14 protein-coding genes are annotated in these 13,167 nt (G+C 71.1%); 13 read left to right on the top strand and 1 reads right to left on the bottom strand.

The annotated features are described in order from the left end of the window. Window positions 1–29: 29 nt before the first annotated feature. The 9 genes from dxr (at window position 30) to ABD286_RS04455 (ending at window position 8,241) form a co-directional block, all read left to right on the top strand. Window positions 30–1,304, top strand: coding sequence for a 1-deoxy-D-xylulose-5-phosphate reductoisomerase (gene dxr, locus ABD286_RS04495; protein WP_344190703.1), 1,275 nt, complete (start codon window positions 30–32; stop codon window positions 1,302–1,304). Next, window positions 1,304–2,671: a M50 family metallopeptidase gene (locus ABD286_RS04490; RefSeq protein WP_344190701.1), complete on the top strand. Its 1,368-nt coding sequence runs from the start codon at window positions 1,304–1,306 to the stop codon at window positions 2,669–2,671. Before dxr ends, ABD286_RS04490 begins: the two co-directional genes overlap by 1 nt. 67 nt (window positions 2,672–2,738) lie before the next feature. Next, window positions 2,739–3,899, top strand: coding sequence for a flavodoxin-dependent (E)-4-hydroxy-3-methylbut-2-enyl-diphosphate synthase (gene ispG / locus ABD286_RS04485; protein ID WP_344190698.1), 1,161 nt, complete (start codon window positions 2,739–2,741; stop codon window positions 3,897–3,899). Window positions 3,900–4,236: 337 nt separating this feature from the next. Further along, entirely contained in the window at window positions 4,237–5,073 is an 837-nt protein-coding gene (locus ABD286_RS04480) for an ABC transporter substrate-binding protein (protein ID WP_344190696.1), read from the top strand. Window positions 5,074–5,103: 30 nt separating this feature from the next. After that, the gene (locus ABD286_RS04475; RefSeq protein ID WP_344190693.1) at window positions 5,104–5,892 is read left to right on the top strand and encodes an amino acid ABC transporter permease; all 789 of its coding nucleotides are present in this window, start codon (window positions 5,104–5,106) and stop codon (window positions 5,890–5,892) included. Then, window positions 5,889–6,656: an amino acid ABC transporter ATP-binding protein gene (locus tag ABD286_RS04470; RefSeq protein ID WP_344190690.1), complete on the top strand. Its 768-nt coding sequence runs from the start codon at window positions 5,889–5,891 to the stop codon at window positions 6,654–6,656. Before ABD286_RS04475 ends, ABD286_RS04470 begins: the two co-directional genes overlap by 4 nt. A 66-nt stretch (window positions 6,657–6,722) precedes the next feature. Beyond that, on the top strand, window positions 6,723–7,568 hold the full coding sequence (locus ABD286_RS04465; RefSeq protein WP_344190687.1) for a GNAT family N-acetyltransferase: 846 nt from the start codon (window positions 6,723–6,725) through the stop codon (window positions 7,566–7,568). After that, window positions 7,568–7,819: a hypothetical protein gene (locus ABD286_RS04460; protein ID WP_344190685.1), complete on the top strand. Its 252-nt coding sequence runs from the start codon at window positions 7,568–7,570 to the stop codon at window positions 7,817–7,819. The genes ABD286_RS04465 and ABD286_RS04460 overlap by 1 nt, the downstream gene beginning before the upstream one ends. Continuing rightward, on the top strand, window positions 7,816–8,241 hold the full coding sequence (locus tag ABD286_RS04455; protein WP_344190683.1) for a DoxX family protein: 426 nt from the start codon (window positions 7,816–7,818) through the stop codon (window positions 8,239–8,241). Before ABD286_RS04460 ends, ABD286_RS04455 begins: the two co-directional genes overlap by 4 nt. 78 nt (window positions 8,242–8,319) lie before the next feature. Here the strand turns inward: ABD286_RS04455 and ABD286_RS04450 are convergent, their stop codons facing one another. Then, complete coding sequence (locus tag ABD286_RS04450) at window positions 8,320–8,955, bottom strand: pyridoxamine 5'-phosphate oxidase family protein (protein WP_344190681.1); 636 nt, start codon at window positions 8,953–8,955, stop codon at window positions 8,320–8,322. Between the two features lie 131 nt (window positions 8,956–9,086). Between ABD286_RS04450 and ABD286_RS04445 the strand changes: the two genes are divergently transcribed. From ABD286_RS04445 to ABD286_RS04430, 4 genes are read left to right on the top strand one after another with little or no spacing between them, the layout of a single operon-like run. Beyond that, entirely contained in the window at window positions 9,087–10,901 is a 1,815-nt protein-coding gene (locus tag ABD286_RS04445) for a proline--tRNA ligase (RefSeq protein ID WP_344190679.1), read from the top strand. Then, window positions 10,901–11,665, top strand: a complete 765-nt coding sequence (locus tag ABD286_RS04440; protein ID WP_344190677.1) for an HAD family hydrolase — start codon at window positions 10,901–10,903, stop codon at window positions 11,663–11,665. Before ABD286_RS04445 ends, ABD286_RS04440 begins: the two co-directional genes overlap by 1 nt. A gap of 49 nt (window positions 11,666–11,714) precedes the next feature. Then, a complete protein-coding gene (locus tag ABD286_RS04435) occupies window positions 11,715–12,464 on the top strand; it encodes a TSUP family transporter (RefSeq protein WP_425565355.1) in 750 nt (249 codons plus the stop codon). Further along, window positions 12,461–13,141: a nucleoside/nucleotide kinase family protein gene (locus tag ABD286_RS04430; protein ID WP_344190673.1), complete on the top strand. Its 681-nt coding sequence runs from the start codon at window positions 12,461–12,463 to the stop codon at window positions 13,139–13,141. The genes ABD286_RS04435 and ABD286_RS04430 overlap by 4 nt, the downstream gene beginning before the upstream one ends. Window positions 13,142–13,167 lie beyond the last annotated feature (26 nt).

The following is a 13,167-nucleotide window of genomic DNA, read 5'->3' as shown; positions in this document are numbered from 1 at the left end:
CCGACGGCGGGGACTGCGACAATGGGAGCGTGACCTCCCTGCGCACCGTCGCCATCCTCGGCTCGACCGGATCCATCGGGACCCAGGCGCTCGACGTCATCTCGCGCAACCCCGACCGGTTCCGCGTCACGGCCCTGTCGGCCGGCTCCAACCTCGACCTCGTCGCCGAGCAGGCCGTGACCTTCGAGGTGGATCTCGTGGCCGTGGCCACCGGCACCTCCGAGCAGGTCGCCGAGGCGATCGGTGCGTATGCCGCCCGCGCCGGCCGCGCGGCATACCGGCCCCAGATCGTGGTCGGGGACGACGCCGCGGTGACGGCGGCCTCGTGCGGTGCGGACGTGGTGCTCAACGGGATCACCGGCGCCATCGGGCTGCGGCCCACCCTCGCGGCCCTCGCGGAGGGCTCGGTCCTGGCGCTGGCCAACAAGGAGTCGCTCATCGTCGGTGGCCCGCTGGTGAGGGCCGCGGCCCGACCCGGGCAGATCGTGCCGGTGGACTCCGAGCACTCCGCCATCGCGCAGAGCCTGCGCGGTGGGCGCGCCGAGGAGGTCCGGAGGCTCGTCGTGACGGCCAGCGGTGGTCCGTTCCGCGGTCGGTCGCGCGAGTCCCTGCGCGACGTGACGCCCGAGCAGGCGCTGGCCCACCCGAACTTCACGATGGGCCGGGTCATCACGACGAACTCGGCCACGCTGGTCAACAAGGGGCTCGAGGTCATCGAAGCCCACCTGCTCTTCGACATCCCGTTCGACCGGATCGACGTCGTCGTCCACCCCCAGCAGATGATCCACTCGATGGTGGAGTTCGTCGACGGCTCGACCATCGCGCAGGCCGGTCCGCCCCGGATGCTCGTGCCGATCGCCCTCGGGCTGTCGTGGCCCGAGCGGCTCGCCGACGTCGACGTCCCCGTGGACTGGACGAAGGCGCAGTCGTGGGAGTTCGAGCCGCTGGACGACGAGGCGTTCCCCGCGGTGCGGCTGGCGCGCCAGGTGGGGGAGGCCGGCGGCACGCACCCCGCCGTCTACAACGCCGCGAACGAGGTGGCCGTCGACGCGTTCCACGAGGGACGGATCGGCTTCCTCGACATCGTCGACACGATCGACCGTGTGGTCGCTGACCATGCTGACCACGCGAACACCGTTGCCGTGGGGATCGAATCGACGACACTGACCGTTGAGGACGTGATGCGCGCCGACAGGTGGGCTCGCGAGCAGGCCCGAGCAGTGCTGGGCCTGGCCGACGACAGACTCACCGATGATCGACTGGCTGACGAACCACTGACCGACGCCGAGGGGGCGCTTCGCTGATGACCGTGCTGTTGTTCCTGCTCGGGGTGCTGTTCGTGGTGCTCGGGGTGGGGCTGTCCATCGGCCTGCACGAGATCGGCCACCTCGTCCCTGCGAAGAAGTTCGGCGTGAAGGTCACGCAGTACATGGTCGGGTTCGGCCCCACGCTCTGGTCGCGCACCCGCGGCGAGACCGAGTACGGCATCAAGGCGATCCCGCTGGGCGGCTACATCCGCATGATCGGCATGTTCCCCCCGCGCCCGGGTGACAAGCCCGGGACGCTGCGGGTGTCGAGCACCGGTCGCTTCTCCCAGCTCGCCGACGAGGCCCGCCAGCTCAGTCTCGAGGAGGTCAAGCCGGGCGACGAGGACCGCGTCTTCTACAAGCTGCCGGTGCACAAGAAGGTCATCGTCATGCTCGGTGGACCGATGATGAACTTCGTCATCGCCGTGGTGCTGCTCACCGGGATCCTCACGACGTACGGCGTCGCTACCGCCCAGGCCGGCGCCCGCGTCGCCAGCGTCTCCGAGTGCGTCGTGCCGGCCAGCGAGGCGGCCACCAAGACCACCTGCGCGGCGGATGACCCGAAGACCCCGGCCTTCACCGCAGGCATCCTGCCCGGCGACGAGATCGTCTCCGTGGCGGGCCAGCCCATCACGACGACCGCCGACGTGGGCAAGCTCATCCGCCCGCGCGTGGGCCAGCAGGTGGACGTCGTGGTGCGCCGTGACGGCGTCGAGAAGACGCTCACCGCGACGCCGATCCGCAACTCCGTCCAGCAGGTCGGCCCCGACGGGACACCGCTCGTGGACGCCGACGGCCGGCCGATCGTCCAGGAGACGGGGTTCCTCGGCGTCTCGTCGGGGGCGATCATCGGCTACGAACGGCAGTCGGTCACCGCGGTCCCCGGGTTCGTGGGGGAGCAGCTGCTCGCCACCGCCGGGGTCGTCCTGAAGATCCCGCAGAAGATGGTCGGCGTCGCCCAGGCGGCGTTCGGCTCCGGCGAGCGCGACCCGAACGGCCCGGTGTCGGTGGTCGGCGTCGGCCGGATGGCGGGCGACGCCACCGCCGGCAAGATCCCGTGGATCGGCGGCGAGAATGGCATGGACCCGTTCGTCTTCCTGCTGTCGCTGATGGCCTCGCTCAACCTCGCGCTGTTCGTCTTCAACCTCATCCCGCTCCTACCGCTCGACGGTGGTCACGTCGCGGGCGCGCTGTGGGAGGGCACCAAACGTGGGTTCGCCAGGCTCCGCAACCGCCCCGACCCCGGTCACGTCGACGTCGCCAAGGCGCTGCCGGTGGCGTATGCCGTGTCCTCGGTCCTCATCGTGATGTCCGTCCTGCTCATCTACGCCGACCTGGTCAAGCCGATCAGCCTCGGCGGCTGAGCCTCTTCGCGCCCCGGGGCCCCCGCCCGGGGGCGCCGTCCCGAACCCCCTGGGAGATACTTCAACCATGACTGTTGGACTCGGCATGCCGTCCCTGCCCCCGCCCGTGCTCGCGCCGCGGCGCAAGACCCGCAAGATCAAGGTCGGCAAGGTCGAGGTCGGCGGGGACGCTCCCATCTCGGTGCAGTCGATGTGCACGACGCCGACGACGGACATCAACGCCACGCTCCAGCAGATCGCCGAGCTGACGGCCTCGGGGTGCGACATCGTCCGGGTGGCGTGCCCGAGCCAGGACGACGCCGAGGCGCTGCCCGCCATCGCCCGCAAGTCGCAGATCCCCGTCATCGCCGACATCCACTTCCAGCCGAAGTACGTCTTCGCCGCGATCGACGCCGGCTGCGCGGCCGTCCGGGTCAACCCGGGCAACATCCGCAAGTTCGACGACCAGGTCAAGCAGATCGCCGCCGCGGCCAAGGACGCCGGCGTCTCGATCCGGATCGGCGTCAACGCGGGGTCCCTCGACCCGCGCCTGCTCGAGAAGCACGGCAAGGCCACCGCCGAGGCGCTCGTGGAGTCCGCGGTCTGGGAGGCGTCGCTCTTCGAGGAGCACGACTTCCACGACTTCAAGATCTCGGTGAAGCACAACGACCCGGTCGTCATGGTCAAGGCCTACGAGATGCTGTCGGAGCGAGGCGACTGGCCGTTGCACCTCGGGGTCACCGAGGCCGGCCCTGCCTTCCAGGGCACCATCAAGTCGGCGACGGCGTTCGGCGCCCTGCTGTCCAAGGGCATCGGCGACACCATCCGGGTCTCGCTGTCCGCTCCTCCCGTCGAGGAGGTCAAGGTCGGCAACCAGATCCTCCAGTCGCTCAACCTCAAGCCCCGCAAGCTCGAGATCGTGTCCTGCCCGTCGTGCGGACGCGCCCAGGTCGACGTCTACAAGCTGGCCGACGAGGTCACCGCGGGCCTCGAGGGCATGACCGTCCCGCTGCGCGTCGCCGTCATGGGCTGCGTCGTCAACGGTCCGGGGGAGGCCCGCGAGGCCGACCTCGGGGTCGCCTCGGGCAACGGCAAGGGCCAGATCTTCGTCAAGGGCGAGGTCGTCAAGACGGTCCCCGAGTCGCAGATCGTCGAGACCCTCATCGAGGAGGCCATGCGCATCGCCGAGGAGATGGGCGAGCCCATCGACGAGGCGAGCGCGGGCGCACCCTCCGTCACCGTCGGCTGACGCGCCGCCTCGGCAACGCGCTCGTTGTCCAGAGGGCGTCCACATGGTGGGCGAAGCGTGACCCCGGTTATCACTCCGCGTTATGGCTGGGATAACTTTCTGATGTGTTCATGACGAGCGGCCGCAGGGTCGCGGTGCCGGCTCCCGGCCCCGCGCGGGTCTGTCCGTAGCCGCACGCGCACGACGCCTCCGGGTGGCCCGCGTGCGGCACGCCCGCGTCATACCCACCGACACACCCTCACGCCGCTGAGGCACCACCGACGCGAACGGTCTGTCCGTCCGCGCCCGGGTCACCGCCGACCCGACCGTCTCCCCCGACCCAAGGAACCGATCACCCATGTCCGTGCGCCGTCGCGCCCTCGCCCTCGCCACCTCCGCCGCGCTCGCGCTGTCCCTCGCCGCCTGCGGTGGGGGGAGCAGCAGCTCCGACGAGGCCAACCCCTACGACCTCCAGCAGCCGGGCACCCTGCGTGTCGGCACGCTCACCGACGCCCCGCCGAACGTCTTCCTCAAGGACGGCAAGTTCACCGGCTTCGACAACGACCTGCTCACCGCGGTCGCCGCCAAGATGGGGCTCAAGGTCGAGTTCGTCGGCACCGAGTTCAGCTCGTTGCTCGCCCAGGTCAAGACCGGCAAGTACGACCTCGGGTCGTCCTCGATCAGCATCACCGACGCCCGCAAGAAGACGGTCGACTTCTCCAACAAGTACGACTTCGGCTTTCTCGGCCTTGACGTCCCGAAGGGTTCGCCCATCACGTCGTTCGACCAGCTCGCCGGCAAGCGCGTCGTCGTCGTCCAGGGCACGGTCCAGGACGACTTCGCCACCCGCGAGAAGCTCGACCCGGTGCGCGTCCCCGACTACAACGCCGCGCTGAACCAGCTCAAGTCCGGCACGGCCGACGCGTGGATCACTCCCGCGGAGATCGGCGAGAAGACCGCCGGCGAGTCCGGTGGGAAGGTGCTCGCCGTCGCCAAGCAGCTCGACGTCGGTGGCCAGGCCTATGCCGTCAACCAGCAGAACGACGCGCTTCGCGAGGCCGTCAACAAGGCCCTCGACGAGGTCATCGCGGACGGCACCTGGGCCAAGCTCCAGAAGCAGTACTACCCGAGCCGTGAGATCCCCGCCGACTTCAAGCCGGGCAGCGGCTCGGTCGCCATCGGCGCCGCGAAGTAACCACCCACCTGCGAGAGGAGGGCCAGCGAGATGGATGTCCTGAGCACCCTGTGGCAGACGTTCTTCGACGTCGACGCCATGCGCACCGCGCTGCCCGAGCTGATCAAGGTCGGTCTGCCCAACACCCTGATCCTGGCCCTCACCTCGGCCGTCATCGGCACCGTCGTCGGCATGGTCCTGGCCATCGCCGGCCTGTCCAGCAGCCGGTGGCTGCGGTGGCCGGCGCGGGTCTACACCGACATCTTCCGCGGCCTGCCGGCGGCGGTCACGATCCTGCTCATCGGGGTCGGGCTGTCGCCGGTCGGGCTGGAGATCTGGGGCCCGAACCCGTACCCGCTCGGCATCCTCGCGCTGTCGCTCATCGCCAGCGCCTACATCGGTGAGATCTTCCGCTCCGGCATCCAGAGCGTCGACGCCGGCCAGCTCGAGGCTGCCCGGGCGCTGGGGTTCTCGCGGCCCAGCGGCATGCGGCTGGTCGTCATCCCGCAGGGCATCCGCCGGGTGCTCCCGGCGCTGGTCAACCAGTTCATCGCCCTCATCAAGGAGTCGTCGCTCGTCTACTTCCTGGGGCTGCTCGCCAGCCAGCGCGACCTGTTCCGCATCGGCCAGGACGCTGCCGCCAACACCGGCAACGAGTCGGCGCTGCTGCTGGCGGGCCTGTTCTACCTGCTCATCACCGTCCCGCTGACCCACGCGGTCAACGCCATCGACCGGCGGTTGCGCGACGGCCGCCGCGCCGACGGCGCCGAGCACGCGGACGACGACCCGACCGGTCCCGCGGCTCCGTCCCTCGACCTCGCCCAGGAGGCCCACCGATGACCACCACCGCCACGTCGGGCACCACCCCGGCCACCACGCCCGGGGTCTCGGTCGCCACCCGCGACGTCCACCTCTCGTTCGCCACCAACCACGTCCTGCGCGGTGTCACGCTCGACGTGCCGGCTGCGTCCACGACCTGTGTCATCGGGCCGTCGGGCTCGGGCAAGTCGACGCTGCTGCGCGTCGTGAACCGCCTCCTGGAGCCGGACTCCGGCGACGTCCTGCTCGAGGGGCGCAGCGTGCTGGCCGACGACCCGGACGAGCTGCGCCAGCGCGTCGGCATGGTCTTCCAGCACTTCAACCTGTTCCCGCACAAGACCGTCCGCGACAACATCACCCTCGGCCTCACCCGGCTGCGCGGCCTGTCCAAGGACGAGGCGGCCGAGCAGGCGCTGGTCCAGCTCGACCGGGTCGGCCTGCGGCACAAGGCCGACGTGCGTCCCGGCACGCTCTCGGGCGGCCAGCAGCAGCGGGTCGCGATCGCCCGGGCGCTGGCGATGCAGCCGCAGGTGATGCTCTTCGACGAGGCCACCTCGGCGCTCGACCCGGAGCTCGTCAAGGGCGTCCTCGCGACGATGGCCGACCTCGCGGCGGGGGGCATGACCATGCTCGTCGTCACCCACGAGATGGGCTTCGCCCGCTCCGTCGCCGACCAGGTGCTCTTCATGGACCGCGGCGTCGTCGTCGAGTCCGGCTCGCCCGACACGGTGTTCGAGGACGCCCGCAGCGACCGGCTGCGCCGGTTCCTGTCGCAGGTGCTGTGAACGGACGGCGTCGCGTCGTCCGTCGATAGCGACGCGGCGAGGTCGCGCAGCGCCTAGGCTGGCTCCGTGCTGCGCACCCGGAACCCGGTCCACGCCCTGACGGCGGCGGACCGCGACGACGCCCTCGAGGTGTGTGCGCGCAACCTCCCGGCCAACGTCTTCGTGGCCGCCCGCCTGCTCGAGGGCGTGCTCGTGACGCAGCCGGGCACCGTCCTGGGCCACCGGGTCGACGGCCGGCTCCAGTCGTTGTGCTGGTCCAGCGCCAACCTCGTCCCCGTCGAGGCGGACGACACCGAGATCGCCTTCTTCGCCGACCGCGTCCGCCGCTGGCGACGGCACTGCGCCTCGATCCTCGGACCGGCCGACCAGGTCACCGAGCTGTGGCGCCACCTCGCCCCGGCCTGGGGACCGGCGCGGGCCGTGCGCGCCGAGCAGCCGCTCATGAGCGCCATGGACCTGCCGTCGTCCCTGGGCGTCGAGCTCGACCCGCGCGTACGCCCGGCGACCCCGGACGAGGTGGACCTCGTCATGCCCGCCGCGGCGCACATGTTCGAGGGGGAGATCGGGTACCCGCCCTACTCGGGCTCCGGCGCGGCATACCGGACCGCCCTCCTGGCCCTCATCGACCGGGGACACACGTTCGTCGTCGTCGAGGACGGCGCCGTCGTCTTCAAGGCGGACGTCGGGTCGGTGGCCCTCGGCTGCGCCCAGCTCCAGGGCGTGTGGCTGGCGCCGCACCTGCGCGGACAGGGCCTGGCGGTGCCGCTGATGGCCTCGGTCGTCGAGCAGGTCATGACGACCCGCGCGAAGTGGGTCACGTTGTACGTCAACGACTTCAACACCAGTGCGCGGGCGACCTACGCCAGGGTCGGCTTTGAGGACGTCGGTTCGTTCTCGACCGTCCTGCTCTGATGCAGCAGGACGCTCCTCGCGAGGACGACCCGGCCGCAGGCAACGCCCTGGTGTGGTTCACGGGGTCGCTGCTCGCCTTCGGGCTGTTCGTCGTCATCGTCCCCGGTGTTCAGCCCGCGGGCCGGACGTGGCTCTGGGTGGGGACCGCGCTGGTCGCCCTCGGTGGCGTCACCTTCGCGCTCGCGCTGCGGGCCCGGCTCCGCTGGCTCGCCGAGCACCGCGCCCCCGAGCCGGACAAGATGGACCCATGACCGCATCGAGCACCCTGCGCGCCGTCGGCGACACCACCCCACCGCTGAGCAAGGACGTCGCCGGACTGGCCGCCCTGTTCCTCACCTCGGGGGTGACCCACCTGGCCAAGCCGGAGGTGTTCGAGCCGCTGGTGCCGAATGCGCTGCCGCGACGGCGCGAACTGGTCTACGCGTCCGGGGTCGCCGAGCTGGTCTGCGCGGCGGGGCTGCTGCATCCCCGCACCCGTCGGCTCGCAGGCTGGGCCAGCGCGGCCCTGCTGGTCGCGATCGTGCCGGGCAACGTCCAGATGAGCGCCAACCACGCCAAGCGGGCCCAGCGGAAGCAGACCACCGGGGCGAAGGCGATGTTCGCCGGCACCGTGGCCCGACTGCCCCTGCAGATCCCGCTCATCCGCACCGCCCTCAGGGCCGCCGGCCGCTGACTGTCGGGTCTTTGAGCGCCTGACCACGTCCTGGCGTGGTCAGGCGCTCAAAGACCTGGGGTATGCAGTCGGGCCGGGTCAGTAGAGGCCGGTGGAGTACTGCTCGCCGTAGTACTTCTCGAGCTCCGCGACCGAGTCCTCCGGCCGCTCGAGCGCCTTGGCGATCTCGGGTCGCGAGCCGACGGCCATCGGGTCCCAGGTCGCCGGGTGCCACAGCTTGCTGCGCATGAATGCCTTGGCGCAGTGGAAGAAGACCTCCTCCACGTCGACGACGAGCGCCAGCACCGGGCGGTGGCCCTTGACCTCCATCTCGTCGAAGAACGGGGCGTCGCTGACCAGGCGGGCGCGACCGTTGACCCGCAGCGTGTCGCCGCGACCGGGCACCAGGAAGAGCAGCCCGACGTGGGGGTTCTCGAGGACGTTGAGGTAGCCGTCGACGCGCTTGTTGCCCTTGCGCTCGGGCACGGCGAGCGTCGTGTCGTCGAGGACCTTGACGAACCCGGCCGGGTCGCCCTTCGGGGAGGTGTCGCACCGCCCCTGGGCGTCCGAGGTCGCCAGGACGCAAAACGGCGACGCCGCGATCCAGTCGCGGTCGAGCTCGTGCAACGACGTCCGCACCTTGTCGCGCACGCGGGGGAGCGGCTCGCCGACGAGTGCGCGCAGCTGCTCCTCGGTCTCGATGCGGTGGGTGTCGACGGCGTCCGTGGGTCGCATGCCGCCAGTGTGCCAGCGCCCACCCGGCCGACCTGCGGACCACCGCGGGAGTCCGCGGGCACAACTGGGGTGAGCGGGCGCCATACGCACCGATATCCTCTGGTGGTTGTCCACCACCTGAGGAGTCCGAAGTGGCACTGCGCATGTCGACCCTGTTCCTGCGAACCCTTCGCGAGGACCCGGCCGATGCCGAGGTGCCGAGCCACCGGCTGCTCGTCCGGGCCGGCTACATCCGCCGCGTCAGCCCCGGCATCTACACCTGGCTGCCGCTGGGCCTGAAGGTCCTGCGCCGCGTCGAGACCATCGTCCGCGAGGAGATGGACCAGATCGGCGCCCAGGAGCTGCTCTTCCCGGCGCTGCTGCCCAAGGAGCCCTACGAGGCCTCGGGTCGCTGGACCGAGTACGGCGACAACATCTTCCGTCTCCAGGACCGCAAGGGCGCCGACTACCTGCTCGGCCCGACGCACGAGGAGATGTTCACCCTCGCGGTGAAGGACCTCTTCTCGTCGTACAAGGACCTGCCGCTGTCGATCTACCAGATCCAGACGAAGTACCGCGACGAGGCGCGTCCGCGCGCCGGCATCCTGCGCGGCCGTGAGTTCGTCATGAAGGACTCCTACTCCTTCGACATCGACTCGGCCGGGCTGGACAAGAGCTACCAGCTGCACCGCGACGCCTACGTGCGCATCTTCGACCGCCTCGGCTTCCACTACGTCATCGTCCAGGCGATGGCCGGCGCCATGGGTGGGTCCAAGAGCGAGGAGTTCCTCGCCACCGCGGAGAACGGCGAGGACACCTACGTCCACTGCCGCAACTGCGGGTATGCCGCGAACGTCGAGGCCGTGCAGGTCCCGGTCCCCGACGCGGTGCCCTACGACGACGCGCCCGCCGCGCACGCGGAGGACACCCCGGACACCCCGACCATCGACACCTTGGTCGACCACCTCAACGCGGCGTTCCCGCGCGAGGACCGCCCCTGGGCGGCGGGCGACACCCTGAAGAACGTCCTCGTGGTGCTCGTGCACCCCGACGGCACCCGCGAGCCGCTCGCCATCGGCGTGCCCGGCGACCGCGAGATCGACGAGAAGCGCCTCGGCGCCCAGGTCGAGCCCGCCGAGGTGGAGGCCTTCGAGGAGAAGGACTTCGCCGCCCACCCGGCGCTCGCCAAGGGCTACATCGGGCCCGGTGCGCTCGGCTCCGAGTCGGCGTCGGGGATCCGCTACCTGCTCGACCCCCGCGTCGTCGAGGGCACCCGCTGGGTCACCGGCGCCGACGTGGCCGGCAAGCACGTCATCGACCTCGTCGCTGGCCGCGATTTCACCGCCGACGGCACGATCGAGGCGGCTGACGTCCGCCCCGGCGACGCCTGCCCGTCGTGCAACCACCCCCTCGAGGCCGCCCGTGGCATCGAGATGGGCCACATCTTCCAGCTCGGCACGAAGTACGCCGAGGCGCTCGACCTCAAGGTGCTCGACCAGAACGGCAAGCTCCAGACGGTCACCATGGGCTCCTACGGCGTCGGCGTCTCGCGTGCCGTGGCGTGCGTCGCCGAGGGCAACCACGACGAGCTCGGCCTCTGCTGGCCGCGCGAGATCGCCCCGGCCGACGTGCACCTCGTCGCCGCCGGCAAGGACATGACGCGCGACCCCGAGGTCTTCACGAAGTCCGAGGAGCTGGTGCGCGGGCTCGAGGCAGCCGGGCTGACCGTGCTGTTCGACGACCGGCAGAAGGTCAGCCCCGGCGTGCGGTTCAAGGACTCCGAGCTCATCGGCATCCCCACGATCGTCGTCGTCGGCAAGTCGCTGGAGAACGGCATCGTCGAGGTCAAGGACCGCGCCACCGGTGAGCGCACCGAGGTCCCCGTCGACGACGTCGTCGCGACCGTCCTCGCGGCGGTGCGTGGGACGGCCTCGGGCACGGCCAGCGCCGACGGCGCGGCCGGCTGATGGTGGGGCAGCACGCGCCGCTCCAGGCGGTCATCTTCGACTGGGGCGGCACGCTCACGCCGTGGCACACCGTCGACCTGCCCCAGCAGTGGCGGGTCTTCGCGCGCGAGGTCCACGGCCTGCCGGTCGAGGATCCGGCCATGCCGGTCGACGACCTCGCCGAGGCGGACTCGCTCGCGTTGCGGATCCACGAGGCCGAGGAGAAGGCCTGGGCCCGCGGACGCCAGACGCACGAGAGCGCGTCCATCGAGGCGATCCTCGCGGAGGCCGGCGTGGACCCCGAGCACGACCGGCACCTGCTGGCGCTCGCGGCATACCGGAGGTTCTGGGAGCCGCACACCCACACCGACCCGCAGGTCCGTCCACTGTGGGAGGGGCTGCGCGATCGTGGGCTCAAGGTGGGCGTGCTGTCCAACACCATCTGGACCCGCGCGTACCACCGTGAGGTGTTCCAGCGCGACGGCGTCCTCGACCTCCTCGACGGCGACGTCTACTCCTCGGAGATCCACGTCGTGAAGCCGCACCGCGAGGCGTTCCTCGCCGCGTGCGCGGCCGTCGGGGTCGAGCCGGAGTCCGCCGCCTACGTGGGGGACCGCCCGTTCGAGGACGTGCACGGCCCGCAGCAGGTGGGGATGCGCGCGATCTGGGTGCCGCACAGCGACATCCCCGCGACGCAGCAGGTCGCCGTCGACGTCACCCCCGACGCCGTGGCGCACGAGCTGCTCGACATCCTCGACGTCGTCGACGGCTGGCTGGGCCGGTAGGTGCAGGCTCCCGACCGTGCCTGACCTCGACCTGTCGACGATCCTGCTCATGGCCCTGGCGGGGTTCGGCGCGGGCTGGATCGACGCCGTCGTCGGGGGTGGCGGGCTCGTCCAGCTGCCGGCCCTGCTGCTCGGCTTCCCCGGGGCGACCCCGGCGCAGCTGTTGGCCACCAACAAGATCGCCGGCATCTTCGGGACCACGACGAGCTCGATCACCTACTGGCGCAGGGTCCGTCCCGACCTGCGCACGGCCCTGCCCATGGCCGCGGTAGCGTACTTCGGTGCCATCGGTGGCGCCCTGCTCGGGCTGCACATCCCGAAGTCGGCGTTCAACCCCGTCATCCTCGTCATGCTCGTCGTCGTGGGTGCCTACACGGTCGCCAAGCCGAGCCTGGGGCACGAGACGGCCCTGCGGTTCGACGGCCACCGGCACACGGTCATCGCCATGGTCACCGGGTTCGTCATCGGGGTCTACGACGGGGCGCTCGGCCCGGGCACCGGCTCGTTCCTCGTCTTCGCGCTCGTCGGGCTGATGGGCTACGCCTTCCTCGAGGCCAGCGCCAAGGCCAAGATCGCCAACTTCGCGACCAACCTCGGCGCGCTCACGGTCTTCGTGCCCGGCGGCCACGTCATGTGGAAGATCGGCGCGGTGATGGCCGTCGCCAACATCCTCGGTGGCTACGTCGGCGCCCGGACAGCAGTGGCCCGCGGGAGTAGGTTCGTGCGCGTGGTCTTCGTCGTCGTCCTCGTCGCGTTCATCGTGCGCATCGGCGGTTCGGTGCTGGGGTTCTGGTCATGACCCCGATCGCGGACCCGCGCCTGCTGGACCGCTGTGCCGCTCTCGTGCGGGCCGCGGCGGAGGGCACGGACGGCGCACGCGGCCATCGACGCATCGTGGGCATCAGCGGTGCTCCCGGAGCGGGCAAGACCACCCTCGTCCTTGCGGTGCTCGCGGCAGCCGCGGCGGACCCCCGACTGGCCGGCCGGGTGGCCCACGTCCCGATGGACGGCTACCACCTGCCGAACGCCGACCTCGACCGCCTCGGCCGCCGTGACCGCAAGGGGGCGCCCGACACCTTCGACGTCGACGCGTATGCAGCCACCCTCGCCGCAGCTCGCGCCGTCCCGCGGGCGGGCCTCTGGGCTCCGAGCTTCGACCACGGCGTGGGGGAGCCCGAGCCGGACACCATCGAGGTGCCGCTCGACGCTGACCTCGTGCTGACCGAGGGCAACTACCTGCTGCTCCCGGACGGTGGCTGGCCGAGCGTCCGGGAGCAGCTCGACGAGGTATGGTTCTGCGACCTCGGCGCCGAGCAGCGCCGTAGCCGGCTCGTGGAGCGGCACGTGCTGACCGGGCGCGAGGTCGACGACGCCGAGGCGTGGGTCGACCGCTCCGACGAGGCGAATGCGCGGCTCGTCGTCTCCGGGCGGGACGCGGCCGACGTGGTCGTCGTCGACGGCGCCGTCACCAGCTGACCCCGGGCCGCTCGGACCCAGAGCGA

The sequence above is a fragment of the Pedococcus aerophilus genome (assembly GCF_039532215.1).
Classification (GTDB): domain Bacteria; phylum Actinomycetota; class Actinomycetes; order Actinomycetales; family Dermatophilaceae; genus Pedococcus; species Pedococcus aerophilus.
Note: the sequence above shows the minus strand (reverse complement) of the source record. Positions and strands in the feature narration are given on the sequence as shown.